Source organism: Cryobacterium adonitolivorans (assembly GCF_004402695.1).
Lineage (GTDB): Bacteria > Actinomycetota > Actinomycetes > Actinomycetales > Microbacteriaceae > Cryobacterium > Cryobacterium adonitolivorans.
The window spans coordinates 1-26,787 of the sequence record NZ_SOFL01000013.1; the positions used below are offsets into that span (position 1 = coordinate 1).

28 protein-coding genes and 3 pseudogenes are annotated in these 26,787 nt (G+C 70.3%); 20 read left to right on the top strand and 11 right to left on the bottom strand.

What is annotated here, in order from left to right; all coding sequences use genetic code 11:
* From E3O42_RS04970 to E3O42_RS05005, 8 genes are all read left to right on the top strand, one after another.
* On the top strand, positions 1 to 560 hold a 560-nt coding region (locus E3O42_RS04970; RefSeq protein ID WP_134452862.1), incomplete at its 5' end, for an HNH endonuclease signature motif containing protein.
* Positions 561 to 606: 46 nt separating this feature from the next.
* Entirely contained in the window at positions 607 to 993 is a 387-nt protein-coding gene (locus E3O42_RS04975; protein ID WP_174844221.1) for a nuclear transport factor 2 family protein, read from the top strand.
* A gap of 86 nt (positions 994 to 1,079) precedes the next feature.
* The gene (locus E3O42_RS04980; RefSeq protein ID WP_134452863.1) at positions 1,080 to 1,673 is read left to right on the top strand and encodes a sulfite oxidase-like oxidoreductase; all 594 of its coding nucleotides are present in this window, start codon (positions 1,080 to 1,082) and stop codon (positions 1,671 to 1,673) included.
* On the top strand, positions 1,670 to 2,422 hold the full coding sequence (locus E3O42_RS04985) for a ferredoxin reductase (protein WP_338144925.1): 753 nt from the start codon (positions 1,670 to 1,672) through the stop codon (positions 2,420 to 2,422). The genes E3O42_RS04980 and E3O42_RS04985 overlap by 4 nt, the downstream gene beginning before the upstream one ends.
* Positions 2,419 to 2,697 (top strand): DUF6510 family protein, encoded by a 279-nt coding sequence (locus tag E3O42_RS04990; RefSeq protein ID WP_241984647.1) that lies wholly within the window; start codon positions 2,419 to 2,421, stop codon positions 2,695 to 2,697. The genes E3O42_RS04985 and E3O42_RS04990 overlap by 4 nt, the downstream gene beginning before the upstream one ends.
* 79 nt (positions 2,698 to 2,776) lie before the next feature.
* On the top strand, positions 2,777 to 3,955 hold the full coding sequence (locus tag E3O42_RS04995) for a MarP family serine protease (RefSeq protein WP_134452865.1): 1,179 nt from the start codon (positions 2,777 to 2,779) through the stop codon (positions 3,953 to 3,955).
* A gap of 28 nt (positions 3,956 to 3,983) precedes the next feature.
* Complete coding sequence (locus E3O42_RS05000; RefSeq protein WP_134452866.1) at positions 3,984 to 5,384, top strand: pyridoxal phosphate-dependent decarboxylase family protein; 1,401 nt, start codon at positions 3,984 to 3,986, stop codon at positions 5,382 to 5,384.
* A 29-nt stretch (positions 5,385 to 5,413) separates the two neighbouring features.
* Positions 5,414 to 6,094: an RNase H family protein gene (locus E3O42_RS05005; RefSeq protein WP_134452868.1), complete on the top strand. Its 681-nt coding sequence runs from the start codon at positions 5,414 to 5,416 to the stop codon at positions 6,092 to 6,094.
* A 60-nt stretch (positions 6,095 to 6,154) separates the two neighbouring features.
* On the opposite strand, the pseudogene E3O42_RS05010 reads toward E3O42_RS05005, so the two are convergent.
* A pseudogene (locus tag E3O42_RS05010) lies at positions 6,155 to 6,436 on the bottom strand (MFS transporter); the annotation flags it as partial.
* Between the two features lie 14 nt (positions 6,437 to 6,450).
* On the opposite strand from E3O42_RS05010, the gene E3O42_RS05015 reads away from it, so the two are divergent.
* Entirely contained in the window at positions 6,451 to 7,332 is an 882-nt protein-coding gene (locus tag E3O42_RS05015) for a DUF429 domain-containing protein (RefSeq protein ID WP_134452870.1), read from the top strand.
* Here the strand turns inward: E3O42_RS05015 and E3O42_RS05020 are convergent.
* The 3 genes from E3O42_RS05020 to menC are packed head-to-tail and all read right to left on the bottom strand — an operon-like array spanning position 7,292 to position 9,086.
* Positions 7,292 to 7,582: a hypothetical protein gene (locus E3O42_RS05020; RefSeq protein WP_134452871.1), complete on the bottom strand. Its 291-nt coding sequence runs from the start codon at positions 7,580 to 7,582 to the stop codon at positions 7,292 to 7,294. The two genes, E3O42_RS05015 and E3O42_RS05020, sit on opposite strands and share 41 nt — an antisense overlap.
* A 32-nt stretch (positions 7,583 to 7,614) precedes the next feature.
* The gene (locus E3O42_RS05025) at positions 7,615 to 7,938 is read right to left on the bottom strand and encodes a VOC family protein (protein WP_134452873.1); all 324 of its coding nucleotides are present in this window, start codon (positions 7,936 to 7,938) and stop codon (positions 7,615 to 7,617) included.
* Positions 7,939 to 7,976: 38 nt separating this feature from the next.
* On the bottom strand, positions 7,977 to 9,086 hold the full coding sequence (gene menC, locus E3O42_RS05030; protein WP_134452874.1) for an o-succinylbenzoate synthase: 1,110 nt from the start codon (positions 9,084 to 9,086) through the stop codon (positions 7,977 to 7,979).
* 78 nt (positions 9,087 to 9,164) lie between these two features.
* On the opposite strand from menC, the gene E3O42_RS05035 reads away from it, so the two are divergent.
* Positions 9,165 to 10,085, top strand: coding sequence for an oxygenase MpaB family protein (locus E3O42_RS05035; RefSeq protein ID WP_134452876.1), 921 nt, complete (start codon positions 9,165 to 9,167; stop codon positions 10,083 to 10,085).
* On the opposite strand, the gene E3O42_RS05040 is transcribed toward E3O42_RS05035, so the two are convergent.
* Together E3O42_RS05040 and E3O42_RS18915 are read right to left on the bottom strand one after the other, a co-directional pair.
* Complete coding sequence (locus E3O42_RS05040; protein WP_134452877.1) at positions 10,014 to 11,087, bottom strand: hypothetical protein; 1,074 nt, start codon at positions 11,085 to 11,087, stop codon at positions 10,014 to 10,016. The genes E3O42_RS05035 and E3O42_RS05040 overlap by 72 nt on opposite strands.
* Before the next feature lie 465 nt (positions 11,088 to 11,552).
* A pseudogene (locus tag E3O42_RS18915) lies at positions 11,553 to 11,750 on the bottom strand (MerR family transcriptional regulator); the annotation flags it as partial.
* A gap of 70 nt (positions 11,751 to 11,820) precedes the next feature.
* On the opposite strand from E3O42_RS18915, the pseudogene E3O42_RS05050 reads away from it, so the two are divergent.
* Positions 11,821 to 13,328 (top strand): annotated as a pseudogene (locus tag E3O42_RS05050) (SulP family inorganic anion transporter).
* 23 nt (positions 13,329 to 13,351) lie between these two features.
* On the opposite strand, the gene E3O42_RS05055 reads toward E3O42_RS05050, so the two are convergent.
* Positions 13,352 to 14,629 carry a M18 family aminopeptidase gene (locus E3O42_RS05055; RefSeq protein ID WP_134452881.1) on the bottom strand — a complete coding sequence of 426 codons (1,278 nt, stop codon included), beginning with the start codon at positions 14,627 to 14,629 and terminating at the stop codon, positions 13,352 to 13,354.
* Positions 14,630 to 14,704: 75 nt separating this feature from the next.
* Here E3O42_RS05055 and E3O42_RS05060 point away from each other — a divergent pair, with 75 nt between their 5' ends.
* From E3O42_RS05060 to E3O42_RS05075, 4 genes are read left to right on the top strand one after another with little or no spacing between them, the layout of a single operon-like run.
* Positions 14,705 to 17,209, top strand: coding sequence for a glycoside hydrolase family 65 protein (locus E3O42_RS05060; protein ID WP_241984648.1), 2,505 nt, complete (start codon positions 14,705 to 14,707; stop codon positions 17,207 to 17,209).
* Positions 17,210 to 17,249: 40 nt separating this feature from the next.
* On the top strand, positions 17,250 to 17,708 hold the full coding sequence (locus E3O42_RS05065) for a VOC family protein (protein ID WP_134452884.1): 459 nt from the start codon (positions 17,250 to 17,252) through the stop codon (positions 17,706 to 17,708).
* Positions 17,709 to 17,717: 9 nt separating this feature from the next.
* Positions 17,718 to 17,870, top strand: coding sequence for a hypothetical protein (locus E3O42_RS18270; RefSeq protein ID WP_198414064.1), 153 nt, complete (start codon positions 17,718 to 17,720; stop codon positions 17,868 to 17,870).
* Positions 17,870 to 20,005: a RecQ family ATP-dependent DNA helicase gene (locus E3O42_RS05075; protein ID WP_134452885.1), complete on the top strand. Its 2,136-nt coding sequence runs from the start codon at positions 17,870 to 17,872 to the stop codon at positions 20,003 to 20,005. The genes E3O42_RS18270 and E3O42_RS05075 overlap by 1 nt, the downstream gene beginning before the upstream one ends.
* Before the next feature lie 34 nt (positions 20,006 to 20,039).
* Here the strand turns inward: E3O42_RS05075 and E3O42_RS05080 are convergent, their stop codons facing one another.
* Positions 20,040 to 21,050 carry an ADP-ribosylglycohydrolase family protein gene (locus tag E3O42_RS05080; protein ID WP_198414066.1) on the bottom strand — a complete coding sequence of 337 codons (1,011 nt, stop codon included), beginning with the start codon at positions 21,048 to 21,050 and terminating at the stop codon, positions 20,040 to 20,042.
* 228 nt (positions 21,051 to 21,278) lie between these two features.
* Here E3O42_RS05080 and E3O42_RS05085 point away from each other — a divergent pair, with 228 nt between their 5' ends.
* From E3O42_RS05085 to E3O42_RS05105, 5 genes are read left to right on the top strand one after another with little or no spacing between them, the layout of a single operon-like run.
* Positions 21,279 to 22,112 carry an amino acid ABC transporter substrate-binding protein gene (locus E3O42_RS05085; RefSeq protein ID WP_134452887.1) on the top strand — a complete coding sequence of 278 codons (834 nt, stop codon included), beginning with the start codon at positions 21,279 to 21,281 and terminating at the stop codon, positions 22,110 to 22,112.
* Entirely contained in the window at positions 22,109 to 22,777 is a 669-nt protein-coding gene (locus tag E3O42_RS05090) for an amino acid ABC transporter permease (RefSeq protein WP_174844222.1), read from the top strand. The genes E3O42_RS05085 and E3O42_RS05090 overlap by 4 nt, the downstream gene beginning before the upstream one ends.
* Complete coding sequence (locus E3O42_RS05095; RefSeq protein ID WP_134452889.1) at positions 22,764 to 23,603, top strand: amino acid ABC transporter ATP-binding protein; 840 nt, start codon at positions 22,764 to 22,766, stop codon at positions 23,601 to 23,603. The genes E3O42_RS05090 and E3O42_RS05095 overlap by 14 nt, the downstream gene beginning before the upstream one ends.
* A gap of 44 nt (positions 23,604 to 23,647) precedes the next feature.
* Entirely contained in the window at positions 23,648 to 24,343 is a 696-nt protein-coding gene (locus E3O42_RS05100) for a Pr6Pr family membrane protein (RefSeq protein WP_134452890.1), read from the top strand.
* 39 nt (positions 24,344 to 24,382) lie between these two features.
* Positions 24,383 to 24,766 carry a hypothetical protein gene (locus E3O42_RS05105; RefSeq protein WP_134452891.1) on the top strand — a complete coding sequence of 128 codons (384 nt, stop codon included), beginning with the start codon at positions 24,383 to 24,385 and terminating at the stop codon, positions 24,764 to 24,766.
* Positions 24,767 to 24,790: 24 nt separating this feature from the next.
* On the opposite strand, the gene E3O42_RS05110 is transcribed toward E3O42_RS05105, so the two are convergent.
* The 3 genes from E3O42_RS05110 to E3O42_RS05120 form a co-directional block, all read right to left on the bottom strand.
* On the bottom strand, positions 24,791 to 25,150 hold the full coding sequence (locus E3O42_RS05110; protein ID WP_134452893.1) for a DUF2834 domain-containing protein: 360 nt from the start codon (positions 25,148 to 25,150) through the stop codon (positions 24,791 to 24,793).
* Positions 25,151 to 25,199: 49 nt separating this feature from the next.
* Complete coding sequence (locus E3O42_RS05115) at positions 25,200 to 25,754, bottom strand: trypsin-like peptidase domain-containing protein (RefSeq protein ID WP_134452895.1); 555 nt, start codon at positions 25,752 to 25,754, stop codon at positions 25,200 to 25,202.
* 63 nt (positions 25,755 to 25,817) lie between these two features.
* Positions 25,818 to 26,787 (bottom strand): SbcC/MukB-like Walker B domain-containing protein (locus tag E3O42_RS05120; protein WP_277613167.1); only part of this gene is annotated, 970 nt, incomplete at its 5' end.

Genomic DNA, 26,787 nt, shown 5'->3' on the forward strand with positions numbered 1-26,787 from the left:
CCGCCATCCTCGAGGGCTACGGGCCCATCGACCCCGAGACCGCCCGCCGGATCGCGGGAACGGCCACCAGCTGGACCCGCATCCTCACCCACCCCGAGACCGGCTGCCGACTCAGCATGGGCCGCATCACCCACGACCCGCCCGCCGACATGCGCCGCTACCTACAAGCCCGCGACCAAACCTGCCAAAGGATCGGCTGCACCCGGCGCGCGAGCTTGAGCGAGATCGACCACACCCGGGCCTGGAACACCGGCGGCCCCACCGACGTCGACAACCTCGTGCACCTGTGCAAAAGCTGCCACCGCCTGAAACACCAATCCAGCTTCACAACCAGCCAGGGCCCCGGCGGCGCCCTGACCTGGACCACCCCCAGCGGCAAGACCTACACCTCAGCCCCCACCAGCAACGACCCCACCAGCTACGACAACCGACCAACCAACCCCATCGACCCGGCAGCGTCGCCAGTACCACCGGCGCAGAGACCGGCACCGGCACCATCGCCGGTCAGGCCCTCGGCGTCCGCGCCCCGACACGGCGTCGACGACCCTCCCCCGTTCTGATCGCTCGGCTCTGGCCGGATTCTGCTGCACGCGCTACAACAGAGTGATGAACGAACCCGCGGACAAGGAGCACACCACCACCAGATGGATGCAGGGGTACCTCGAGGCCTGGGCCTCGAGCGATGCCGACCAGATCGGCGCACTCTTCACCGAGGATGCCGAGTACTTCACGGACCCGTTCGGAGAGCCGTGGCGTGGTCGCGCGGGGATTGTCGCCGGTTGGCTGGAACACGCCGACGCGCCCGACAGTTTCACCTTCGAGTGGTCACCGCTGGCGATCACCCCCGAGATGTCCATCATCGAGGGCATCACGCGTTACACCGCCGGCACGGTCTACAGCAACCTCTGGGTGATCCGCTTCGCTCCAAACGGCCAGGCCCGAGAGTTCATCGAGTGGTGGATGGACCAGGGCAAGCCCTCGGGGAGTAGCTGAAAGGCCGAGCCTGGCACTGGTGAATCGTTCCGGCACACGGTACAACGGGGTGTGACAAGGAACCCGACGCAGAAAGGACCACCGTCATGGGAATCGTCTCTCCAGGCTTTTTCGGCCGCCCCCGCCGCGACGACCCCGGCCTTCCGCCCGGCCAGTACCTCACCGAGGGGTTCCCGGTGCTCTCGGCCGGCCCCACCCCGCGGATCGACCCGGACGAGTGGGAATTCACCATCACCACCGAAACCGGCCAGGTTCACCGATGGAGCTGGACGGAGTTCCTGGCGCTCAAGCAGGACGACGTGAGCACCGACATCCACTGCGTCACCAGCTGGTCCAAGCTCGGCACCAGCTGGCGCGGCGTTTCGCTCGACACGCTCTTCGAGTCGGTCGAATCCGACTGCGAATTCACCATGGCGCACTCCTACGGCGGCTACACCACCAACGTTCCGCTCGACGATCTGCTCGGCGGCAAGGCCTGGATCGCGCACGAGTTCGACGGCGAAGCCCTCGAACCGGCCCACGGCGGCCCCGCCCGGCTGCTGGTGCCACACCTGTACTTCTGGAAGAGCGCCAAGTGGGTGCGCGGCCTCGAGATGCTGCGCCAGGACGAACCCGGTTTCTGGGAGAGCAACGGCTACCACATGTACGGCGACCCCTGGCGCGAAGAGCGCTACTGGTGAAAACCGGCTGGAACGTCGCGGAGGTGATCGAAGTGACCCAGGAGACCAGGACCGCCCGCACATTGCGCCTGCGCCTGCCCGGCCTGGCCGGGCACCGGGCCGGCCAGCATGTGGACGTGCGCCTCTCGGCCCCGGATGGCTACACCGCCGTGCGCTCGTATTCGGTCGCGTCGGCGTCGCCCGGCGACGAACTCGACCTCACGGTGGAGGAACTGGCCGACGGTGAGGTGTCGCCCTATCTCGTGCGCCAGGTGGCCGTGGGCGATCAGCTCGAGGTGCGCGGGCCCGTCGGCGGCTGGTTCGTCTGGGATCCGGCCGACCCCTCGCCCGTGCAGCTCATCGCCGGCGGATCCGGAGTGGTGCCGCTGATGGCAATGCTCCGCGCCCACACGGCGGCGGCCGGCTCTGCCTCCCCGGGCGGCGCGGCGCCCTTCCGGCTGCTCTACTCGGTACGCGGCCCCGACGCCGTCTACTACGGCGCCGAACTCGACGACCTCGCCCGCTTGCCGCTCGTGGATGTCACGGTCGTGTACACCCGCGAGGCGCCGGCCGGCAGCAACGAGCCACCACGGCGTCTGGATGCGGCGACCCTGGTGCGAAGCACGCTGCCCGCCGCCGACAACCCGGCCGTGTTCGTCTGCGGGGCCACCGCCTTCGTCGAAACCGTGGCCGACTGGCTCGTGCAAGCCGGCCACTCCCCCGCCCGGATCAAAACTGAACGCTACGGCGGAACCGGGACCAGACCGTGACCGGCGACCTGGACGACCTCGACTACCTGGACGGCAACGCCGCCGCCGGGCCGCTCAGCGAGTTCTTCGCCATCGACGTCGTCAGCGCCCGCGGCCGCTGCGCCCACTGCGGCCGAACGGATGCCCTCGCCACCGCCCGGGTGTACCCCAACTCGCACGGCCTGCTGTTACGCTGCCCCGGCTGCACCGAGATCCTGCTGCGGCTCGTGGACGCGGGAGACAGAGTCTGCCTGGACCTGCAGGGCCTGAGCTTCGTGGAACTGCGGCGGCACTGACGGGCTTCCCAGCTAAATCCCGCTTCCGCCCGCCTAGGCTGAGATCGGCGGACCCTCCGCCCTTCTAGCGGGAGCGTGCATGCAGGGATCGGTCATCCTCGACGTCATTCTGGTCGTGCTGCTTGTCGCCAGTCTGGGTGCCGGCTACCGCAGCGGCCTGATCGGCAGCATCAGCGGCATCCTGGGCCTCATCGCCGGCGCCGTTGCGGCGTATTTTCTCGTGCCCCTGGTGCCCACCTGGGTGCCGGCCCCCGAGTGGCGCACCCCCGCATCCATCGCCGCGGCGTTGCTGCTGGTGATCGCCGGACTCACCATCGGCGAGTCGATCGGCCTGGCCCTCCGCCGCCGCACCCCGCGCAAGCTGCGCGGCGTCGACAGGCTCTTCGGCGCCGTGATCGGCGTGGCCGCCGCCGCGGCCGTCATGTCCATGGTGGCGTTCAGCGTCGGCGCCCTGGGCATTCCCCCGCTCACCTCCGCCATCGCCTCCTCGGGGGTCGTGCGCACCATCGACTCGGTCACCCCCGACCCGGTGAAAAGCTTCCTCGCCCAGCTGCGTTCCACCGTCGTCGACGACGGCCTGCCCCTCATCGCGGATGCCTTCGGGGGCCAGAGTCCGACCCTGCCGGAGGCCCAACTCGACAGTGCCGCGCTCGACACCGCGGCGGCATCCGTGCTGCGCATCACCGGCAACGCCGTCGCCTGCGGCCAGAGCCAGTCCGGGTCCGGCTTCGTCATCGCCCCCGAACGCGTGATGACCAACGCCCACGTCGTGGCCGGGGTCACCGAAGCCGTCGTGGAGGTGCCCGGAGGAGGCGCCCTGACCGGCGAGATCGTCTACTTCGACCCCGTCGACGACCTCGCGGTCATCGCCGTGCCCGGCCTGGCCGCCGCACCGCTGACCCTGCAGGGCGACCTGGCCGTGAACAGCGAGGGCGTCAGCCTGGGCTACCCCTTCGGCGGGCCGTTCGACTCCGATCCGGCCAGGGTCATGTCCGTCGGTTCGATGCTCGTCGCCGACATCTACGGCCAGTCCCCCACCGGCCGGGCCGTGTACACGCTCGCCGCCGACGTTCAGCAGGGCGAATCGGGCGGACCGCTGCTCAGCGCCGACGGCCGGGTGGCCGGTGTGATCTTCGCCAAGGCGGCCAACACCGCCAACGTGGGCTACGCCCTCGCGATGTCCGAGGTGACCCCGGTCGTCGCGCAGGCTGACGGCCTCTCCGCGGCGGTCAGCTCCGGCTCCTGCATCCAGGGGTAGGCCCGCCGGGCGGGGGTATGGTGACCGCATGACTTTCCGGCCGGAGGACTACAGGGAACCCCTCGAGCAGGCGGTTCGGTTTGCCACGGAGTGGTTGGACTCGCTGCCGTCCCGGCCCGTGAAACCGCGGGCGCCGGTGGACCAGCTTGCGGTGGCCTTCGATCGACCCCTGCCGGAGGAACCCGCCGGTCCGGCCGCGGTGGTGGCCGAGCTGGCCAGACTGGCCGAGCCCGGGCTGATGGCCATCGGCTCCGGCCGCTTCTTCGGCTGGGTGATGGGCGGCACCCTTCCGGCGGCCCTGTCGGCGGACTGGCTGGTGAGCGCGTGGGACCAGAACGGCGGCCTGCGCTATGCGACACCGGCGACCGCGGCGATCGAGGAACGTGCGGGCACCTGGATCCTCGACCTGCTCCACCTGCCCGCATCAAGCGCGGTCGGCTTCACCACCGGCGGCACGATGGCGAACTTCGTCGGGCTGGCCGCCGGTCGAGGAGCGGTGCTCCGCTCGCACGATTGGGACGTCAACAGGGATGGGCTGACCGGCGCGCCCCGGTTAACGGTGCTGGCGGGCGCCGAGGTGCACAGTTCGGTGATCCTCGCCCTGCGCTACCTGGGATTGGGGGAACCGACGCTCGTCGCCGCCGACCCGCAGGGGCGCATCCGTTCCGACGCCCTGGCGGATGCACTGGCGACGGTCGCCGGCCCCTGCCTGGTCGTCCTGCAGGCGGGGAACCTGCACTCGGGGAGCTTCGACCCGATGCGCGAGTCGATTCGGCTGGCCCATGACGCTGGAGCCTGGGTGCATGTCGACGGTGCCTTCGGGCTGTGGGCGGCGGCGAGCCCGCGCTGGGCGTCTGCCCTGGACGGACTGGACTCCGCCGATTCGTGGGCGACGGATGCGCACAAGACCCTCAACGTTCCCTACGATTGCGGCATCGCCGTCGTCGCCGACACGGCCGCTGTGCGGTCCGCGTTCGCGGCGCACACCAGCTACTTCGTGCGGGACGACGCCGGCACCGCCGATCCGATGGACCTGGTTCCCGAACTGTCCAGACGCGCACGTGGTGTTCCGGTGTGGGCGGCCTTGCGCTCCCTCGGTCGCACCGGCACGGTGGCCCTCGTCGAGGGGCTCGCCGACAACGCCAGGGCTCTGGCCGAGGGATTGGGGTCGCTGCCCGGCGTCGAGGTGCTCAACGACGTGGTCTTCACCCAGGTATCGGTCTCGTTCGGCACCGATGACCGCACGGTCCGGGTGACGCAGGCGCTCATCGAGGACGGGGCGGTCTGGATGTCGGGGTCGGTCTGGTCCGGTCGCGCGGTCTTGCGCATCTCGGTGAGCAACTGGTCCACGAGTGCGGCGGATGTGGCTGTGGCCGTCGACGCCGTCGCGCGGGCCCTGACCGCGGTCACCGCCGCCGAACGGGATTGACTCCAGTCGCGGACTGCCAGACTGGAACCATGACTATCACCGCCGCCGCAGACGGCTCGGCCCTTGGCAACCCCGGACCGGCCGGCTGGGCCTGGTACATCGACGACAACAATTGGGCCGCCGGCGGCTGGAAGCACGCCACCAACAATCAGGGCGAGCTCAAGGCCGTCCTCGAACTGTTCCGCGCCACCGCGCACGTGGACGACGACCTGCTCGTGCTCTGCGACAGCCAGTACGTCATCAACGCGATCACCAAGTGGATGCGCGGCTGGAAAGCCAAGGGCTGGCGCAAAGCCGACGGTAAGCCCGTGATGAACCTGGACCTGCTGCAGGAGCTCGACGAGGCCCTGATTGGCCGCAAGTACCGTTTCGAATGGGTCAAGGGCCACGCGAATCACCCGCTCAACGAGGCCGCTGACTCCCGGGCCCGCGCGGTCTCCGAGGCCTACCAGCGCAGCGGCGCGATCCCCATCGGGCCGGGCTTCGTCGCCGGTGGGCCGGCACCGGACGCGAAGACCGCCCCCGCCAGGACCGCGCCGGCGAAGGTCGCCGCGCCGCGCGCATCCGCCGACCTGGGCCTGTTCGACTTCGAGGTCGAGCGCCCGCACACGGTGCAGGTGGCACTCAGCGCGGAGGAACTCGGCCGGCTCAAGCGCCGGGCAACCAGCCGCGGAGTCAGCCCGGAAGAGCTGCTCCGCGACCTGATCTAGCTGGCGCCGCAGCTTCGGCTTCGGCTTCGCCGCGTTCTTGTTCGGCAGCAGGGTGTTCGCCTCGTCCAGCGACATGCCGTTGGTCTCGGGCACCTTGGTCAGCACCAACAGGAGCGACAGAGCGGCGAACAGCGCGCAGACACCGTGGGTGAGCGGCAGTGACAGCCCCGCCACCGGCGGAAACGTCACGGTGACGAGGAAATTCGCGACCCACTGGGCGGCGGCGGCCAGGCCGAGGGCCTTGGCGCGGATGGTGTTCGGAAAGATCTCACCCACGAGCATGACCGGGAAATGTTGTGTGAGGCACGATATTCGGTCATCTTCCCCGGGAGATCCGAGCATGATACGTATGTGCCATGACGCGATTCCTCGGGGTGGATCTGGCTTGGGCCGAAGGCACGGCCGCGAAACCGGCCAACGAAAGCGGGCTCGCCTGCATCGACGAGTCCGGCCAGGTGATCGAGGCCGGGTGGGCCCGCGGTATCGACGAGGTGGTCGACTGGATCCAGCGGGTGGCTGAGCCGGGCGCGGTCCTCGCCGTCGACGCCCCGCTCGTGGTGAACAACCCCACCGGGATGCGGGAGTGTGAACGGGAGACCGGGTCACGTTACGGCCGCTGGCACGTGTCGGCCAACGCCTCCAACCGGGCCCTGCCGCACCTCGGCGGGGTCACCCTGCACGGCCGACTGGAGCAGCTTGGCTGGGCCTACACCGACGGCCTCGAACCCATCGGTGCCCACATGTCCAGTTTTTTCGAATGCTACCCGTACACCACCCTGGTGGGCGCGCCGGAGTTCGGTTACGACGAGCGGCGTCCCCGTTATAAGCGGATGGGGTCGGCGCTGCCGATCGTCGAACGCCGCGCCCAGCGCGCCGTGGTCTGCGACGACCTCATCGAGCGGATGTGGCGGCTGCACGCCGCCTCACCGCCGCTGGACCTGGCCACCCACGCGGCGAGCGACAGCCTGGTCACCGAGCCGACGCCGTTGGTCGACGCCGCCTACAAGCACCGCGAGGACCTCATCGACGCGCTGCTGTGCGCCTGGACGGCATCCCTCTGGCACCGCTACGGCTCCGCGCGCAGCCAGGTCCTCGGCGCCGCGGACCCGCTGGTCGTCGACGGCCGCCGGGGCACCATCATCGCGCCGGCCCGGCTCGAGCAGCGTCGCGGCGATGACCGCAGTGGGGCCACCGCGGTCAGCGCACCTGCAGCCAGCGCCCCTGCACCCGTTCGGTGACCAGCCAGCTCACCGGAACGGCGACCAGCCGGGTCTGCGCCACGACGTGGTCGCCGATGGCCAGCGCCGCGGCACCGTCGTCGGCGGTGAAACGCACCGTGGCGCGCGCCGACCCGGCCACCACCGCCAGGTCGGAGGCTTCCACCGTGGTGAGCTCCGCGGCGGCGCCGGCGGCGGCGGGCAGCACGGCATCCGGTCGCACCCCCGGCTGCAGGGCTCCGATAGACATGATCACGCGGTAGGACGGCATCGCACCAGCGTACGGGGCCTCACTCCGGCCTCTCATGCAGGCGGCGGGAGCTGCTGCAACGACCAGGTGTTGCCGTCGGGATCGGCGAAGTACACGAACCGGCCCCAGTCCTGCTCGTCTACCTCGCTGGCCTCGACGCCCGCGGCCACCAGCTGAGCCCGGGCGGCATCCGCGTCGGCGACCACCATCTGCACGCCGCGAACCGCATGGCCTCGTTTACCCTCTGGTCGTAGTCGGCGTTGAAGCCGACCTGTTCGACGTAGAACGCCTTGGCCCTGTCGACGTCGGTGACCGGGATGCTGACGAGTTCGATCTTCATGTCCATGGCGAACCTCCGTTGATGGCCTGGGTGTCACTCGAACGGCGCCAGCCTACGTCGGGGCGGGTGCCGTCGCTAGAAGCGGATGTCCTGACGCGCCCTGGTGACCTCGGCCAGCACGTCCGGCAGCACCTCCACCCCGGTGCCCGGGCCTGTGGGCACCCGCAGGTGCCCGTCCTCGAGCACGAACGGGGCGGTGAGGTCCTGGGCGTAGTAGCGGTCGGAGGCCGAGGTGTCCCCCGGCAGCACAAAGTTCGGCAGGCCGGCCAATGCCACGTTGGCGGCCCGGCCGATGCCCGTCTCAAGCATCCCGCCGCACCAGACCGGCACACCGTGCGCGGCCGCGACGTCGTGGATGCGTCGGGCCTCCAGGTAGCCGCCCACCCGCGACGGCTTGACGTTGATGATGCTGCACGCGCCCAGGCTGATCGCCGCGGCGGCGTCCTGGGCCGATTCGATCGATTCGTCCAAGCACACCGGGGTGCGGATGAGCCGGGCCAGCGCCGCGTGGCCGAGCAGGTCACGCTCGCCCAGCGGTTGCTCGATCAGGAGCAGGTCGAACGGGTCGAGCCGAGCGAGGTGCCGGGCATCCGCCAGCGTGTAGGCGGTGTTCGCGTCGACCTGCAGCAGCAGGTCGGGGCCGAATCGTTCGCGCACGGCTCGCACGGGGGCGAGGTCCCAGCCCGGTTCGATCTTGAGCTTGATGCGCAGGTAGCCCTGGGCCAGGTAGCCGGCCACGGCCTCGAGGAGCTCGTCGATCGAGTCCATGATGCCCACCGAGACGCCGGCCGGCACGGTGTCGTGCACGGCGCCGAGGTAGCCGCCGAACGACTGGCCGCTCTCCCTCAGCTGGGCGTCGAGGATCGCGGCCTCCAGCACGGCCTTGGACATCTGGTGTCCCTTCACCGGGGCGAGGGCGGCGCCCACCCGCTCGGCGGTGAGGTCGCCGCCGAGGGCCTGCAGCAGCGGGAGAAGGTGGTCGCGGATCACCAGGTCGCTGGCATCGATGAACTCCGAGCTGTACAGCGGCCGCACCTCGGCGGCGCACTCCGCCCAACCCTCGGCCTGTGCGGTCGACACGTGCACCAGGGTGATCACCCGCTCGGTGATGGTGCCGAACGAGGTGCGGAACGGCCGCACCAGCGGAAGGCTCACGCGGCGCAGCTCGATGTTCTCGATTCTCATGTGCCGGAGTCTAGCCATGCCGATATTCGGGGCGCACGCCCAGCTATCCGCACGGTCTCGTCGATTAGGGTTCGAAGGATGGGCAGGTCTGCACGGAACAGGGTGATCGACGGATTCGTGAACAGCTGGCGATCGCATCTCCTCGTCACGCTCTCGGGCAACGACGAGGGCCGGCCGGCCTGGGTGGGCACCATGGAACTGGGCGACGACGCCGGCTTCTTCGGGCCGGGCTCGGCGTCCTGGGCGGTGCACGGCGGCATGGCAACCATGGTCGCGGGCATCCGGGCGTTGCTCATGCAGACGCTGCACCCGGGCGCCATGGCCGGGGTGCACGACTGGTCCAGGTACCGGGAGGATCCGCTCGGCCGGCTCGGCGGCACCATCCAGTGGCTGGTCACCGTGACATTCGCCGCCACCGAGCAGGCCGAACGCGAGTCCAGCCGGGTGGGCCGGTTTCACGACAGGGTCGCGGGCACCTACGTCGACGCACAGGGGGTCGAGCGGCCGTACTCCGCCGGCGACCCCGAGCTACTCTCCTGGGTGCACGTGGTGTTCACGGATGCCTTCCTGGCCAGCCACAAGCTCTGGGGCGGCCCGATCCCCGGCGGCGCCGACCGGTATGTGCGGGAGTGGGCCACGGCCGGCGAACTCGTCGGCGTGCAGGACCCGCCCCGGTCCGACGCCGAGCTCGCCGCGCAATTGAAGGCGTTCTCCGACACCGGCGTGCTGATGGGCGGGGACAGGGTCGCCGAGGCCGTGCGGTTCATCCGCGACCCGCCGCTGCGGCGCGGCATGATGCCGTTCTACCGCATCATGTTCGCCGGCGCCGTGGCCTCGATCCCGGTCGAATACCGGCGGATGCTGGGCCTGCGCCGCGCTCCCCTGCCGGTGGTCTGGGCCACCGGCGCGGTGCTCGGCCTGGTGCGGCTATTGCTCGGCGCGTCCTCCACCTCGGAGGACGCCGCCAGGGCCCGGATCAATCGCCTGGCCGTGTCCTAGCCGCGCAGGGCGGGATTCGCGGATCAGTGTCGCGGTGATGGCGACCGCCGTGGCGGCGAACAGGGCCGCCGCGAAACCCAGGACCGGGGCGCTGGGCTGCACGATCGACTGGCCCGCGAGGGCCTGCCAGGTCACCAGCGCCAGCACGCCCAGATAGAGGCCCACCAGCGCCCGCAGGATGCCGCGGCGGGCCAGCGGACGAGCGAGGGCGGGCATCCGTGGGCCGAGCGCTTCGAGTAGCAGTGCCGCCAGCGGCAGCACCTGCAGGGCGTGCATCCCTACGAAGTGCGGGATGCGCAGGTCGCCGGCCACGGTGCTCCAGCCCAGCAGCGGCAGGCTCGGGCCGCCGTCGGCGACCCCCACGGTGTGGGCGCCGACAATGCCCTGGTAATCGTCGAGCTGGGCAGCGGTGGGTCCGGTCATCAGGAACGCCAGGCCCATGCCCAGCAGGGCGATGAGCAGGCCGGAGCGGATCGCGAGGGCTCGGGCCGGGTCACCCAGGTCGGCGCGGAGCAGCAGGATGGCGATGGGAACGGCGGCGACCCAGACCGTGACGATCGATGCCGCCATGACCGACCAGAGGGCCGCGTGGAACGTCGTCGACACGTTGAAGTGGCTGGTGAGGCCGGCCGCGGCCGCTCCCACGATGATCACCATCTCCACGACAAGGAAGACCGCCGCGACGGTGCCGGCCCACCAGGCCAGTCGATACGAGGCCAGCCGGCGGCGGCCCACGAAGGCGCTGGGCAACAGCCCGATCAGCCAGGACAGGGTCACGGCGTAGATGCCCACCGAGATGGCGAACTTGAGCGGCTTGGCCCAGAGTGGCGCCCCGGTGACCGTGCGGGGATCGACGACGAGGCCCACGAGCGCTCCGGCGGCGACGACGGCCATGGCGACGGCGAGCCAGAGCAGCGGCCGGTGCCAGCGGATGGCGGGCGGGGCGCCGTTGAGTACGGGGCCGTTCAAGGTGGTTCCGGTTCCGGTGCGAGTACTGGCCATGATGACGGACTCCTAACTGGTGGACTGGATCTATGGGTTGGGCGGTTCGGGCAGTGCGGCATAGCGCTGGGCGGAGACGTGCTCCTGCGCGGCCCGGCGGAGGGCAGCGAAGAGGGCGTCGCCGAGCACGGTGCCGATGACGACCATTTCGGTCTTGGATTCGCGGTCGGACCGGGCATCGACCTCGTCGAGGTCAGCCTCGGCCACGGCGAGCGCCGCTGCCGCGTAGCCGGGCACCCAGCCGCTGAGGTCGGGCTGGCCGAGCTCGGCGAAGGTCTGCAGCACCCGGGCCGCGGCCAGGCGGCCGGGGTTGTCCGGTGACACGTGCCATCCGCTCAGCACGTCGTCGACGTGGGCCACGGCCTCGTTCGACAGCGACTCGCGGTCGATGTGGGCCGAGACCGTGCGCTGGGCGATGTCAAACGTGTGGGCGAGGCCCAGGTCGGAGTCGATGGCGTCGATCACCTGGTGGGCGGCGGCGATGCTGAGCCCGCCCACCTCGAGCAGGCCCCGGATGACCCGCAGCCGGCGCAGGTGCTCCGGCCCGTACAGCGACTGGTTCGGGCCCGACCGCTCCCCCGCCGGCAGGAGCCCCTCCCGCAGGTAGTACTTGATCGTCGCCACCGGGATCCCGCTGGTCGTGCTCAGTTGCGCCATCCTCATATGGATAGTGTATATATCGGATAGTGCCACTGTCTATACCCATGCGTTTCCCGCCGATTACAGTTGCACAGTGTCCTCACTCCCCACCGCTGCCGCTCCGTCGTCCGCCGCCATCCCCACCCCGCCGACAGTGCGCGCGACCCTCCGCCGGCCGAAGGCCCTCAGCGTCGAGGTGCTCGCCGGAGTCGTCACCACCCTGGCGCTCATCCCCGAGGTGATCTCGTTCTCGATCATCGCCGGCGTCGACCCCAAGGTGAGCCTGATCGCCTCGGTGGTGTTGGCCATCTCGATGTCATTCCTCGGCGGCCGGTCCGCCATGATCACCGCCGCCGCCGGCGCCGTCGCCCTCGTGGTGGCGCCGCTCGTGCGGACCCACGGTGTGGAGTACCTGCTGCCCGCGGTGCTGCTGGCCGGGCTCGTGCAGGTCCTCTTCGGCGTCACGGGCCTGGCCCGGCTGATGCGGTTCATCCCGCGCTCGGTGATGATCGGCTTCGTCAACGCGCTGGGCATCCTGATCTTCGTCGCCCAGGTGCCGCACCTTCTCGAGGTGCCGTGGCTGGTCTACCCGCTCTTCGCCCTCACCATCCTGATCGTGCTCGGGCTGCCCCGCTTCACCAGGGTGGTGCCCGCCCCGCTCGTGGCCATCGTGGTGGTCACCGCGATCGCCATGACCTGGCATCTGGCCGTGCCAACGGTCGGAGACCAGGGCGACGTTTCCGGCGGCCTGCCCGGCATCACCCCGCTGCTCGTGCCGCTGAACCTGGAGACCCTGCAGATCATCTGGCCCACCGCGCTGAGCGTGGCGTTCGTGGGCCTGGTCGAGACCCTGCTCACCGCCAAGCTCGTCGACGACATCACGGACACCCGATCCCCCAAGGGCCGCGAGGCGTGGGCGCTCGGCATCGCGAACATGCTCGCGGGACTCTACGGCGGCATCGCGGGCTGCGCGCTGATCGGCCAGACCGTCGTGAACGTCAAGCTCGGCCGTGCCCGCACCCGCATCTCCACCTTCGTGGCCGGGGTGTTCCTGCTACTGCTGGTCACCGCGCTCAGCGGCCTGATGGAGCAGATCCCTATGGTGGCGCTGGCCGCGGTGATGATGGTCGTGGCCATCACCACTGTCAACTGGCACAGCGTGCGCCCGGCCAACCTGCGCCGGATGCCCGTGCCCGAGACCGTCGTGATGCTCACCACTGTCGTCGTGGTCGTGGCCACCCACAACCTGGCCATCGGCATCGGCGCCGGCGTCGTGCTGGCCATGGTGCTTTTCGCCCGGCGGGTGGCGCACGTCGTCCGCGTGGACCGGGTGCTCGCCGACGACGGCCGGTCGGTGCGCTACGCGGTGAGCGGGCCGCTGTTCTTCGGCAGCAGCAACGACCTGTCGAGCAGTTTTCCTACGGGGTCGATCCCGCCGTTGTCGCTGTCGACCTGTCCCAGGCACAGATTTGGGACGCCTCCACCGTGGCCGTGCTCGACTCCGTGGAAACCAAATACCGCCAGCACGGCGCCACGGTCGCGTTCCAGGGCCTGGACGATCGCAGCCAGGCCATGCACGGCCGGCTGACCGGGCGGTTGTAGCCCGTCAGCGCAGCGAGACTCCCCTACGCCCCGGCGAAGAACGCGCCGATCGCGGCGGACAGCGAGAACGGGTCGTTCACGTGCGCCAGCTCCCGGGCCGAGTGCATCGACAGTAGCGGGACTCCCACATCCACGGTGCGGATGCCCAGCCGGGTGGCGGTGAGCGGCCCGATCGTGGAGCCGCATGGCACCGTGTTGTTGGACACGAACTCCTGGTACGGCACGCCGGCGGCCGCGCTGCAGCGTGCCCAGAGGGCCGCACCGGCGGCATCCGTGGCGTAACGCTGGTTGCCGTTGATCTTCAGCAGCGGACCCCGGCCGGCCAACGGCAGGTTGGCCGGGTCATGCCGCTCGGGATAGTTCGGGTGCACGGCGTGGCCGGCGTCGGCCGAGACGCACCAGGAGTCGGCATAGGCGCGCTTCCGCTCCGACATGGTGGCACCGAGGTCGTCGCCGATGCGGCTGAGGATGTCGTCGAGCATCGGCCCGCTCGCCCCTGACCTGGACTGCGAACCCAGCTCCTCGTGGTCGAACGCGGCGAGCACGGTGATGGTCTCGTGGTTCTCCGGCCCCTGGATGAGCGCCAGCAGGCCGGCGTGCACCGAGGAGAGGTTATCCATCCGGCCCGCGGCGAATAGCTCGTGGTGCAGGCCGAACCTGGCCGGCGGGTTGGTGTCGGCGGTGAGGATGTCGTAGCCGGCGACGTCTTCCCCGGCCACCCCGGCGAGCGCGGCCAGGTGCCCGACCAGGTCGGCCTGGCGGAGGTCGCCCACCCCGAACACCGGGTTGAGGTGCCGCTGCCGGTCGAGGGAGAGGGCCTCGTTGACGGTGCGGTCCAGGTGCACGGCCAGCTGCGGGATGCGCAGGAACGGGCCTGTGCGCACCAGGTGCTGCACCCCGTCGGTGCTGACCAACCGGCCGGCGAGTTCGAGCTCACGGTCGAGCCAGGAGTTGGCCAGCGGCCCGCCGTACACCTCGACGCCGGCCTGCAGCCAGCCGTATGACCCCGTGGTGGGCTTGGGCTTGAGCTTGAAACCGGGTGAGTCGGTGTGCGAACCGAGGATCCGGAACGGGGTGGTCGGTGTGGCCCCGGCCGGCTGCACCCAGGCGACGATGGCGCCGTCCCGCACGACGTAGTGGCGGCCGGCGCTCGTGCCGGCCGTCCAGTCATCCGTCTCTTCGCGGCGCTCGAAGCCGGCGTCGTCGAGCCGCCGGGCGGCCTCGGCGGCCGCGTGGTACGACGAGGGCGACGCGGTGATGAAGCTGGCGAAATCGTCGGTGTATGCCGAGAGTGAAGTCATGCGTCCATCCAACCACCCGCACCTCGACAAGCGCGGCCAGCGGTGCGACTCTCGGGACCAGACGAGGAGGCCACCGTGAACGAAACCGAGAACGACAACCCGGTCGACCCGTGGCTGCTGCACTTTGACGGGTTCGACCCGGCAGCGGAGGGGTACCGCGAAGCGTTGTGCACCCTCGGCAACGGCTACTGGGGCACCCGCGGCGCCGCTCCGGAGGCGCGGACGGATGCCGTGCACTACCCGGGCACCTACCTGGCCGGGGTCTACAACCCGCTGAGCACCGAGGTGCACGTGGGCGAAGCCATCGGCGAGACCGTGCCCGTCGAGCACGTGCGCAACGACGAACACCTGGTGAACGCCCCCAACTGGCTCTCCCTGTGGTTCCGCACCGGCGGGGGCGCCGGGAGCAGCAGCGTGGGCGACTTCGCCGCCCCCGACACGGGCTGGTTCCACCCCGAGACTGCCGACCTGCTCGACTACAGCCAGGAGCTCGACCTGCGCCGGGGCCTGCTCACCCGGCTGATGCGGTTCCGTGACACCCGAGGTCACGTCACCCGGGTGCAGAGCCGGCGGTTCGTGTCGCAGGCGGCGGCGCACGTTGCGGTGCTCGAGACCACCTTCGTCGCCGAGGACTGGTCGGGGCCGCTCACCGTGCGCTCGGCCATCGACGGCCGGGTGGCCAACCGCAATGTGGCTGCCGACCGGCTGCTCGCCCATCTGCACCTGATGCCCCGCACCGCGCGGGAGCTGAACAGGGAATCGGTGTTGCTCGAGGTGGAGACGACCCGGTCGGGCGTCCACATCGCCATGGCCGGCCGCACCCGCGCCTATTCCGGCGGCGCCCTGCTCGAACTCGACCGGAGGTTCCTCACCGATTCCAGCCGTTGGGTCGCCCACGAGTTCGACGTCAACCTCGAGCGGGGCGTACCCCTGCGGGTCGAGAAGGTCGTCGTCGTGAGCACCTCCAGGGACCGTGCGGTTCTCTCCCCGTCAATGGCTGTGGCCACCTGGCTCGGCCGCCTCCCGGACACCGCGGAGCTCTTGGCCGCACACGAGCGGGAGTGGGAGATCCTCTGGGACGAGTTCGCGGTGCAGCTGCACGGCGACTCGCGGCAGTCGCTCGCGTTGAACCTCAATTCCTTCCACGTTCTGCAGACCGTCGCGGCGGTGGATGCCGACCTCGATGCCGGCGTACCCGCCCGCGGACTGCACGGCGAGGGATACCGCGGCCACGTCATCTGGGACGAGATGTTCGTCTACCCGGTGCTCACCCTGCGCCGGCCCGACCTCAGCCGGTCGCTGCTTGGCTACCGGTACCGCCGGTTGGGCGAGGCCAGGGCGGCCGCCAGCGCCGCCGGCCACGAGGGCGCCAGGTTCCCCTGGCAGAGCGGCATCGATGGGCGCGAGATCACCCCCACCGAGCTGTTCAACCCGCGCACCGACCGGTGGATGCCCGACCACTCCGGCCTGCAGCACCACGTGGGCCTGGCGATCGCCTACAGCGTCTGGGGCTATTACCAGGCCACCGGCGACATCGAGTACCTGGTCGAACAGGGCGCCGAGCTGCTGCTGGAGATCGCGAGGTTCTTCGCCTCCCTCACCGAGTACGACGAGGCGTCCGACAGGTTCGACATCGGCGGCACCATGGGGCCAGACGAGTTCCACGACGGATTGCCCGGGCACCCCGGCGAGGGCGTACGCACCAACGCCTACACGAACATCATGGTCGCCTGGCTGATGCGCCGCGCCGTCGACACCGTCGCCGTGCTCGAGGGCCGGGCCTGCCGCCCGTTGTGGAACCGGGTCCGGCTCGGGCCCGACGAGGTGGACGCCTGGGAGAGGATCGGCCGGCGCCTGCGCCTGGCCTTCCATGCCGACGGGGTGATCAGCCAGTTCGACGGTTACGAGGCCCTGCCCGAACTGGACTGGGACCACTACCGGGACACCTACGGCACGACGAACCACGGGCTGGGCCGCCTCGACCTGATCCTCAATGCCGAGGGCGACAGCACCAACGACTACAGGGTCGCCAAGCAGGCCGACGTGCTGATGCTGCTGTACCTGTTCTCCGCGGAGGAGCTGCGCGACCTGGTCGAGGAGCTGGGCTACTCGCTCTCCCCCGACCTGATCCGCCGCACCGTCGAGTTCTACCGGACCAGGTCGACCCACGGCTCGGCGCTGAGCAACGTCGTGCATTCCTGGGTGGATGCCCGCGCCGACCGCGGACGCTCGTGGGACTCGCTCTGCCGGGCACTGACCAGCGGCCCCGGCGGCACCACCCACGAGGGCATCCACCTGGGCGCGATGGCGGGCTCCGTCGACATGGTCGTGCGCTGCTACACCGGCCTGGAGATCCGCGACGACATGCTCTGGCTGCACCCCGCGCTGCCTGCCCAGCTCGAGAAGATCGCCTTCAGCATCACCTACCGCGAGCAACCTATCCGGGTCGAGGTCACGCCGGCCAACCTCCGGCTGCAGCTGTCCAGCGGCGGGGCCACGCCCATCCGGGTGCGCGTCGAGGGGCGGGAGGCGCAGCTGCATCCGGGACAGACCCACGATTTCCAGCTCAGCACGTCGTAGGGGGTTGCACGTTTCGCCGCTCGGGATTTGACTGTTCCCCATGTCAATGATGATGTTCCTCAACCTGCCCGTAACCGACCTCGAGCGCTCGAAGAAGTTCTACGTCGACCTCGGCTTCGAGGTCAACCCGCAGTTCACCGACGACTCCGCCGCCTGCATCGTGCTCGACGACGGACACCTCTACGTGATGCTGCTCACCCACGACAGCTATGCCAGGTTCACCAGCAAGTCGATCGTCGATTCGACGACAGCGTCGGAAGGCATCTTCTCCATCAGCGCCGACGATCGTGCCGGCGTCGACGCGCTGGCAGACCGGGCCCTCGCGGTCGGCGGCAGCTTCTCCTACGAGCCCCAGGACATGGGCTTCATGTACAGCCGCAGCTTCCAGGACCCGGACGGTCACCTTTGGGAGAGCGTGCACATGGACCTGTCGGCCGTGCCCCAGCACCTGCCGGAGCTGCCGAACGCGGCCGAGGGGTCTGTCAGTCCGCCCCGCTAGCCTGAGGGCATGGCCAAAAACCTCGCAACCAGCACCACCGCCTTTCTGCCCGACCTGCTCGATTTCGTGCGGCCGCGGCACCGGATGCTGCTGGCCACCACGAGCCCGATCGCGACCGGCGGGTTCCCCGCCGATGTGGCCGCCCGACTCGACGCCCAGTGATGCCAGCCGCTGTGAGTACCCGCGAGGCCGCCCTCGAGATCCTGCGCACCCTGGTGGGCCGGCCCGACGCGGACTTCCACGAGGGCCAGTACGAGGCCATCGAAACCCTCGTCGACCAGCGCCGCCGGGCCCTGGTGGTGCAGCGCACCGGCTGGGGCAAGTCAGCGGTCTACTTCGTCGCGACCCTGCTGCTGCGCCGCCAGGGCGCCGGGCCCACCATCCTGGTGTCCCCGCTGCTGGCGCTGATGCGCGACCAGGTTGCCGCCGCCGCCCGCGCCGGCGTGCGGGCGGTCTCGATCAACTCCGCGAACGCGCACGAGTGGACCGACGTACTCGCCCAGCTCCGCGCCGACGAGGTCGACGTGCTGCTGGTCTCCCCCGAACGCCTGAACAATCCGTCCTTCCGCGACGAGCAGCTGCCCGCGCTGCTCGAGCGGGTGGGCCTGCTCGTGGTCGACGAGGCCCACTGCATCTCCGACTGGGGCCACGATTTCCGGCCGGACTACCGGCGCCTGCGCGACCTGATCGCGGCGATGCCGGCCGGGGTGCCCGTGCTGGCCACCACGGCCACGGCCAACAGCCGGGTGGTGACGGATGTGGCGGAGCAAGTGGGGAGGGGGGTCTCGACAGGGTCAACCACCGAGGTCGTCACCATCCGCGGCCCTCTCGCCCGCGCGTCGTTGCGCCTGGGTGTGCTGCGGCTGCCCGACTCCCGTGCCCGGCTGGCCTGGCTGCTCAGCCACCTGGCCGAGCTGCCCGGAAGCGGCATCATCTACACCCTCACCGTCTCCGCCGCCGAGGACACCGCGCGCCTGCTGCGAGACGCCGGCCACGCCGTGCGCGCGTACACCGGCCAGACCGACACCGCCGAACGTGAGGAGTCCGAGGGGCTGCTCAAGGCCAACCAGGTGAAGGCGCTCGTGGCCACCAGCGCCCTGGGCATGGGCTTCGACAAGCCCGACCTGGGCTTCGTGCTGCACCTGGGCGCGCCCAGCTCCCCGGTGGCCTACTACCAGCAGGTCGGCCGCGCCGGCCGCGCCACCGAGAACGCCGATGTGCTGCTGCTGCCCGGCGTCGAGGACGAGGCCATCTGGCAGTACTTCGCCACCTCGTCGATGCCCAGCCAGCACAAGGCCGAGGCGGTCCTCGCGGCGCTGCACGCCAACGGCGGCGCGCCGCTGTCCACGCCAGCCCTCGAGGCCAGGGTGGACCTGCGCCGTTCCCCGCTCGAACTGCTGCTCAAGGTGCTCGACGTCGACGGCGCGGTACGCCGGGTGACCGGCGGCTGGCTGGCCACCGGGCAGCCCTGGGTGTATGACAGTGACCGATACGAGCGCATCGGCGCGGCCCGCATCCGTGAGCAGAACGCCATGCTCGACTACGAACGGATCGGCGACTGCCGGATGGAGTTCCTCCAGCGCGCCCTCGACGACGACACCGCGGTGCCCTGCGGCCGCTGTGACAACTGCACGGCACCGTGGTACCCCACCGATGTCGACTCCGACGCGGCGAGCACGGCAGCGTCCGCCCTGGACCGGGTGGGCGTGGCCCTGGAACCCCGGGCGCAGTGGCCCACCGGCGCCGACCGGCTCGGCGTGAGCGCCAAGGGCCGCATCGATCCGGGTGACCGGGTGCTCCCCGGCCGCTCCCTGGCCCGGCTCACCGACCTGGGCTGGGGCAACACCCTGCGCGACATCTTCGCTCCGGGCACCCCGGATGCGCCGGCCTCGGCGGCGCTGCTGGCCGCCTGCGTGCGGGTGCTCGCCGAGTGGGGCTGGGCCGAGCGGCCCGTTGGCGTGGTGGCCATGCCGTCCCGCCGGCATCCGCTGCTGGTGGCTTCGGTGGCCGCCGAACTCAGCCGGGTGGGGCGGCTGCCGCAGCTGGGCACGCTGAGCATGGTCGGCGCCGGGCCCACCGGCGATTCCGGCGGCAACAGCGCCTACCGGCTCTCCAGCGTCTGGGGCGCCTTCGAGGTGGGCCCCGAGCTGGCCGCGAACCTCGCCGGCGCCGAGGGGCCGGTGCTGCTGGTCGACGACCTCGGCGACAGCCGGTGGACGATCACCGTCGCCGGCCGGCTGCTGCGCCGCGCGGGCGCGCCGGCGGTGCTGCCGTTCACCCTGGCGCTGCGGTCGTAGCAGCGCCTACTTCACTGCGCCTATTTCACGGCGCCTACTTCACTGCGTGGAGCCGAAAGCTCTCCCGTTCGCCGGCCTCGTTGGTGTCTTGGCTGTGCGCCGCGAGCACCGACAAGCGCACCAGGTCGGCTCCGCGCAGACCCGGCCAGCCTTGCACCAGTCGGCGCCATTCGCTGGGCACCGCGGCCAGTCCCCACCGGGCGGCAAGCAGTGCACCGGCGATGCCGGCCACGGCGTCGGTGTTGCCGCCGCCGCGCACGGCCGCCTCGACGCCCAGACGGTACTGGCCGGCGTCCTCTTCCGTATCGGACACATCACGGGTGTGCACGATGGCGGACCAGGCGCCCTGCAGCGCCTGCACGACCCAGCCGTTGCGGGTGAAGTCGCGGGGCTGCCGGAGTTCGGCGTGGTCGATGCGCGCCGACCAGAGTTGCCGCCGGCCCGGCGACAGGGTGCCCAGGCCCACCCGCAGGTCGAGTTCTCCGGTCAGGATGGTGTGGCGGATGGCCAGTCCCCAAAGCACGCAGGCGTCCCCGGCGTCGGTCTCGCAGTGGGTGAGTTCGCTCAGTCCGCGTGCGGCGGCGGCGAGGGCACCGGGATCGTGCAGGAAGGCCAAAGCCACGGGGGCGGTGCGGATCAGGCAGCCGTTGCCGGCGCTTCGGCCGACGCTGTCGTGCCGCTCACGAGCGGCCGATCGCACGGCGGCGGCCGTCGGGTCGGGTCCGGACAACGCGGCGTCGAGCTGATGGCCGGCGTACGGCGCGGTGTTGGCCCAGTCCACCCATTCCGCGGCGATGAGGTCGAGAGTGGACTCGTCCCGCAGGTCGAGTCCGTCGGCCGCGGCGCGGGCCACCGGGATGGCCAGTGCTGTGTAGTCGGTCCACTCCCCGCGGGCCCAGTTCGCGCCGCCCCCGCCGCGCATCCCCACCGGAGCGGTGGGCGGCAGCGGACCCGCGTAGGCGAATCCGGCACCCAGGGCATCTCCGCAGGCCATGCCGAGCAAAACCCCGGCCGAACGATCATGCTGAACCATCGACAGTTTCATGCGTACTCCTTCGGGTTGAGTGCGACGGCGGCAGCCTATGCCCAAAGCCACGGTGCCGACAGGTTCTCGAACGGGGGCCACCGGGGTATCGGCACCCGTCACCAAACGTCATCGGAATATTCGTAACCGCCCCGGACTTGTTAACCTCGGTGTACGGGGTTTCCCAGCCTCGACACCAGCGCCAGCAGTAACATGGGCCAGCCACCAGCACATTGATCAGCACATTGGATGAACACATACATGAAGCGCCACCTCGTCTCCGCCGCCGTCCTCACCCTTGCCGCCGCGGTGGCCCTGACCGGGTGCGGCGCCTCCGCCGGTGACTCCGGCAGCGACGGCGCCACGGCCGGCACCGACGAATCGCTGAGTTCGGTCCTCGAGTCCGGCACCCTGACCATCGGGACCGAGGGCACCTATCGGCCATTCTCGTTCCACGCCGACGGCTCCGGCGAGCTCACCGGCTACGACGTCGAGGTGGCCCGCGCCGTCGCCGACCAGCTGGGCGTCAAGGCCGAGTTCGAAGAAACCCAGTGGGACGCGATCTTCGCCGGCCTCGAGGCCGGCCGTTTCGACACCATCGCCAACCAGGTGTCGATCACCCCGGAGCGCGAGGACGCGTACGCATTCTCCACCCCGTACACCTACTCCACCGGCGTCATCGTGGTGCCCGAAGACAACACCTCGATCACCTCCTTCAAAGACCTCGCCGGCAAGACCACCGCGCAGTCGCTCACCAGCAACTGGTACACGCTGGCCACCGATAGCGGCGCCACCGTGCAGTCCGTTGAGGGCTGGGCACAGTCGGTGGCCCTCGTCGAGCAGGGCCGCGTCGACGCCACCGTGAACGACAAGCTCACCTACCTGGATTACAAGAAGCAGACCGGCGCCGCGGGCCTGAAGGTCGCCGCCGAGACCGAGGACCGCTCCGAGAGCGCCTTTGCCTTCGCCCCAGAGGGCACCGCCCTGGCCGACGCCGTGTCGGATGCCCTGGCCACGCTGAGCGAAGACGGCACCCTGGCCGCCATCTCGGAAACTTACTTCGGGGCCGACGTCTCGCAGTGAGCGAGTCCACCTGGCAGCTCCTGCTGGATTCATTGTGGCCGCTGATCCACGGCGCCATCACCGGAACGATCCCGCTGGCGTTGTCGTCATTCGCGATCGGACTGGTGCTGGCCCTGGGTCTGGCCCTGATGCGCCTGTCGCGGCGGCGCTGGCTGTCGTCGATCGCCCAGGTCTACATCTCCATTGTGCGCGGCACCCCCCTGCTGGTGCAGCTGTTCGTGATCTTCTACGGCCTGCCGTCGTTGGGCATCGTCATCGACCCGTGGCCCAGCGCCATCGTCGCGTTCTCGATCAACGTCGGCGGCTACGCGGCTGAGGTGATCCGCGCCGCAATCCTCTCGGTGCCCAAGGGCCAGTGGGAGGCCGCGTACATGATCGGCATGTCCCACCGGCGCGCCCTCACCCGCATCATCCTGCCGCAGGCGGCCAGGGTGTCGGTGCCGCCGCTGTCGAACACCTTCATCAGCCTGGTCAAGGACACCTCCCTGGCCTCGCTGATCCTGGTCACCGAACTGTTCCGTGAGGCCCAGCAGGTGGCGGCGTTCAGCCAGCAGTTCATGGCCCTGTACCTCGAGGCGGCCCTGCTCTACTGGGTCATCTGCCTGGTGCTTTCCAGCGGCCAGGGCGCGCTCGAAAAGCGATTGGACCGCTATGTCGCCCACTGACCAGCCCACCGACCAGCCGGCTGACCAGCCCACTCCGGCCCTGCTCACGGTTCGGGGCTTGCAGAAGAGCTTCGGGGCCAACCAGGTGCTGCAATCGATCGACCTCACCGTCGCGCGCGGCCAGGTGCTGGCGCTGATCGGGCCGTCAGGCTCGGGCAAGACCACCGTGCTCCGCTGCCTGAACGGCCTGGAGATCGCCGACGGCGGCACCATCGAGATCATCGGCGCGGATGACGCCACACACGCGCCCGTCACCATCGACTTCGCCGCTGCCCACGGCTCCCGCTCCGGCGTGCCGAAGAAGACCCTCGGCACGTTGCGGGACCGCTCGGCGATGGTGTTCCAGCACTACAACCTCTTTCCGCACAAGACCGTGCTCGAAAACGTGATGGAGGGGCCTGTAGTTGTGCAGCGGCGCCCCCGCGCCGAGGTTGAGGCCGAGGCCCTGGCACTGCTGGAACGGGTCGGTCTCAGCGAGAAACGCGACAGTTACCCGTTCGAACTGTCCGGCGGGCAGCAGCAGCGGGTGGGCATCGTGCGCGCACTGGCTCTCCGCCCCACCGTGCTGCTCTTCGACGAGCCCACCAGCGCCCTGGACCCCGAGCTCGTCGGCGACGTGTTGCGCCTGATCAAGGAGCTCGCCGCCGAGGGCTGGACCATGGTGATCGTCACGCACGAGCTCGAGTTCGCCCGGGAGGTGGCCTCGGAGGTGGCCTTCGTCGACGGCGGCACCATCGTGGAGCATGGCGATCCCAAGGAGATGCTGCGCAACCCCCAGCACGAGCGCACCCGCCAGTTCCTGCACCGGCTGCTCTTTCCCTTCTAACGGCACAGGCCCTTCTAGATTGAACCTTGCACTAATCTGATCAGGTGAATTCCGCAGCTGCGCCCGCCGGGCTCGACGACTCCCCGACCCCCCTCCGACGTATGGTGGGGGTGCTGCGCATCCTGCTCGCCCTGCTCGTGCTGGCAGCGATCGTGACCCAGATCACCGATCAGATCCTGAACGACGCGTTCGACCCCGCCGCGTACTTCGGGTACTTCACCATCCAGTCAAGCCTGATGAACGTGGTGGTGCTCTTCGTCGGCGGCGTTCTCGCGCTGCGCCTGGCCGCCGAACCCGAGCTGTTGGCCCGGGTGCGGATGTCGACGCTCGCGTACGCCGTGATCACCGGGGTGGTCTACAACCTGTTGCTGCGCAACCTGCCCGCCGACGGGAGTTTTGTGGGGCTCGACTGGCCCAACGAGGTGCTGCACGTGTGGGCGCCGGCCCTGATCCTGCTCGACTGGCTGCTGGCGCCGGGTCGCCCGGCGCTGGCCTGGAAACGGATCTGGTTCGCGCTGATCTACCCGCTGGCCTGGCTGGCCTATGCGCTGCTGCGCGGCACATTCACCGACTGGTGGACCTACCCATTCCTCAACCCCGGCGAGCCGGGTGGCTGGCCGTCGGTGGTGCTCTACATCCTGGTGATCGCCGTCGTGATCGTCGCCATCTCGGCCATCGCGATCGGGTTGAGCCGGCTCGGCCGGCGCACCCCGCCGGAGCTGGAGCCAGGCTTGGCCTGAGCGTCACCTGCCGTTCACCTCGGCGACGGATACTGCAGCATGACCAATCCAGTCACGCAGCGAGGACAGGGCTACACCGACCTGGTCGCCCATGGCGGCCGTGAGCTGACGGGCGCCGTGGCCGTTCTCGCCGAAGGCGACGGGCCGCTCGTGGCGCACGGGCCCGACGGCGAACACCCGGCCGGCCTGGTCCTCGCCCTGACCCTTCTCGCCGCGGGCCTGCCGCACCATGAGGCCGTGGCCGCCGCCCTGGTCGCCGAGCCGCAGCCGGCCGCCCTGCTTGAGGCACTGGCGGCCATCGACGCCCTTGGCGGCACCGAACCGTACCTGCTGCGGCACGGCCTGACGGTGTCGCATTTCCATGCCCTGCGGGAGCGGTTCGCGGGCGACAACGCCGGCCTCGCGGCCGGCGACGTGAGCTGAGACGTCAGCTGAGCCTCAGCGGGTTTACACCAGCCGGCGCTGCCGCATGGCCAGGAACAGCGGGAACGTGAACGCGAACGCCGTGACCAGCCCCAGCACCACGTACGCCCAGCCGGCGCGCATACCCAGCCGGCGGGCCTCCACGAGAATGAAAATGCTCCCCGCGATGGCCGCCACCAGCAGGTCCATGGTGAGGGACGACACCGCGGGTCCGCTCATGGTCCAGTCGCCGATGAAGTCGCTGGCCTGCATAATCGCCTGGATGTTCCAGGTCCAGGTGCCGATCAGGCCCACGATGGCCAGGGCCAGGTAGACAAAGGTGAGGGTGGTCCAGCCCGCGGCGGCGGACGAGGAGGCGGCGGGCTTCGTGTCGGTTCGGCTCATGGACCCAGTGTGCCGCGATCTGCTCGATCGCGGCAGACTCGCGGCACCCTCAGCCGACCGGACCGGCGATCAGGGTGGCGGCGCTCTGAGCCGTGCCGGCGGCATCCACCCAGTCGATCGTCACGGTGTTGCCGGGATCGTGTCCGGCCAGGGCCGCCGAGAGGGCCGTGGCCGTGGCCACGGCGGTGCCGTCGACAGCGGTGATGGTGGCGTCGATGGCGCTCACGACCTCGAGGGCGTCTTCGATGGGGATCGCGTAGCCGGTGATGGGAGTGGTCCCGGAGGATGCGGCGGTGTCGATGCCGATGACCTCGCCGTCGGCGTCGTAGAGCGGCCCGCCGGATTCGCCGGACTCGATGTCGGCGTCGACCTCGATGAGGCCGGTGAGGTCGTCTGTGGCGTCGGTGCCCACCGGCGTGGCGATGTCGGCCTGGGAGGTGGTGTCGGTCCGGGTTGTCGCGGTCGGGGCCGTGGTGCTTTCACGGGCCCGACCGGCGGCGAAGAGACCGGTTCCGGAGGCGCCGACGACGAGGGCCGCCGCCAGCCCCATGGCCACGACGTCTCCTGTGCGCCAGCGCGGGTGGTGCTGATGTGACTCGCTCATGCTCTGTGTCCTTTCCTGGGCGACCGGGATCCGTTCGCGTCTGGGTTCAGAGCTATGCGCGAGCTATGAGACAACCAAGGAGAGCCTGTCGATGTTGCTGCCTTCGATCTTGCTGCCTTCGATCTCGCTGTAGCCCTGCGCGGTCACCCTGATCGCGAGTTTCGCCGGGATCTGCTCCTTCATCGACTCGACGTGGCTGATCAGGCCGATGGTGCGGCCCCCAGCGCGCAGGCTGTCGAGCGTGCTCATGGCGGTCTCGAGGGTTTCCGCGTCGAGCGAACCGAACCCCTCGTCCACGAAGAGGGTGTCCAGCGCTATGCCGCCGGCCTGGTTGGAGACCACCTCGGCCAGCCCCAACGCCAGGGCGAGCGACGCCAGGAAGGTCTCGCCCCCGGACAGCGAGTGCGTGGCCCTGGCCCGGCCGGTGTGCTCGTCGCGGATCGCCAGACCCAGCCCCGCCTGACTGCCGCGGTACTGCAGGGCGTCGTCGTGTTCGAGCGCGTACCGGCCACCGGTCATGGTGCGCAGCCGGTTGTTGGCCGCGGCGATGATCTCCTCGAGCTGCGCGGCGAGCACGTATGTCTCGAGCTTCATGCGCTTGGTGTTCGGGTCGTCGCCGTGCACCACGGCGGCGAGCTGGCGCACCTGGGCCTGCGTTGTGAGCAGGTCGGCGGCGAGGGCGAACCGGGCCCGGGCATCCGCCACGAGAGCGGTGAGCGCGGTGACGCGTTCACGCAGCGACTCGCGCCGGGCCAGGGCGTCGTCGCGGGTGGTGCCGGCGGCATCGAGAGCGAGCCGGGTCGGGCCGAGGTCGATGGGGTCCTCCGGCAGCCTGGCCAGGTCGGCCTCGGCCAGCACCCCGCGGGCGGCGGCGAGCTCGTCGTCGTGCGCACGGATCGCGGCCTGGCCGGCCTGCATCTCGGCCGGGGTGAGCCGGGCGTGGGCGGCGGCGGCCTCGTTGGCGAAGCCCTCCTCCTGCAGCTGCACCGCCAGCGCGTCGGTGCGGGCCTGGGCCGCGCGGCGGGCCGAGGCC

Coding starts and splice junctions, on each gene's coding strand:
- E3O42_RS04975 (WP_174844221.1), top strand. CDS start 607: ATGAACGAACCCGCGGACAAGGAGCACACCACCACCAGATGGATGCAG.
- E3O42_RS04980 (WP_134452863.1), top strand. CDS start 1,080: ATGGGAATCGTCTCTCCAGGCTTTTTCGGCCGCCCCCGCCGCGACGAC.
- E3O42_RS04995 (WP_134452865.1), top strand. CDS start 2,777: ATGCAGGGATCGGTCATCCTCGACGTCATTCTGGTCGTGCTGCTTGTC.
- E3O42_RS05000 (WP_134452866.1), top strand. CDS start 3,984: ATGACTTTCCGGCCGGAGGACTACAGGGAACCCCTCGAGCAGGCGGTT.
- E3O42_RS05005 (WP_134452868.1), top strand. CDS start 5,414: ATGACTATCACCGCCGCCGCAGACGGCTCGGCCCTTGGCAACCCCGGA.
- E3O42_RS05015 (WP_134452870.1), top strand. CDS start 6,451: ATGACGCGATTCCTCGGGGTGGATCTGGCTTGGGCCGAAGGCACGGCC.
- E3O42_RS05020 (WP_134452871.1), bottom strand. CDS start 7,582: ATGCCGTCCTACCGCGTGATCATGTCTATCGGAGCCCTGCAGCCGGGG.
- menC (WP_134452874.1), bottom strand. CDS start 9,086: ATGAGAATCGAGAACATCGAGCTGCGCCGCGTGAGCCTTCCGCTGGTG.
- E3O42_RS05035 (WP_134452876.1), top strand. CDS start 9,165: ATGGGCAGGTCTGCACGGAACAGGGTGATCGACGGATTCGTGAACAGC.
- E3O42_RS05040 (WP_134452877.1), bottom strand. CDS start 11,087: ATGGCCAGTACTCGCACCGGAACCGGAACCACCTTGAACGGCCCCGTA.
- E3O42_RS05055 (WP_134452881.1), bottom strand. CDS start 14,629: ATGACTTCACTCTCGGCATACACCGACGATTTCGCCAGCTTCATCACC.
- E3O42_RS05065 (WP_134452884.1), top strand. CDS start 17,250: ATGTCAATGATGATGTTCCTCAACCTGCCCGTAACCGACCTCGAGCGC.
- E3O42_RS18270 (WP_198414064.1), top strand. CDS start 17,718: ATGGCCAAAAACCTCGCAACCAGCACCACCGCCTTTCTGCCCGACCTG.
- E3O42_RS05075 (WP_134452885.1), top strand. CDS start 17,870: ATGCCAGCCGCTGTGAGTACCCGCGAGGCCGCCCTCGAGATCCTGCGC.
- E3O42_RS05080 (WP_198414066.1), bottom strand. CDS start 21,050: ATGAAACTGTCGATGGTTCAGCATGATCGTTCGGCCGGGGTTTTGCTC.
- E3O42_RS05085 (WP_134452887.1), top strand. CDS start 21,279: ATGAACACATACATGAAGCGCCACCTCGTCTCCGCCGCCGTCCTCACC.
- E3O42_RS05095 (WP_134452889.1), top strand. CDS start 22,764: ATGTCGCCCACTGACCAGCCCACCGACCAGCCGGCTGACCAGCCCACT.
- E3O42_RS05105 (WP_134452891.1), top strand. CDS start 24,383: ATGACCAATCCAGTCACGCAGCGAGGACAGGGCTACACCGACCTGGTC.
- E3O42_RS05110 (WP_134452893.1), bottom strand. CDS start 25,150: ATGAGCCGAACCGACACGAAGCCCGCCGCCTCCTCGTCCGCCGCCGCG.
- E3O42_RS05115 (WP_134452895.1), bottom strand. CDS start 25,754: ATGAGCGAGTCACATCAGCACCACCCGCGCTGGCGCACAGGAGACGTC.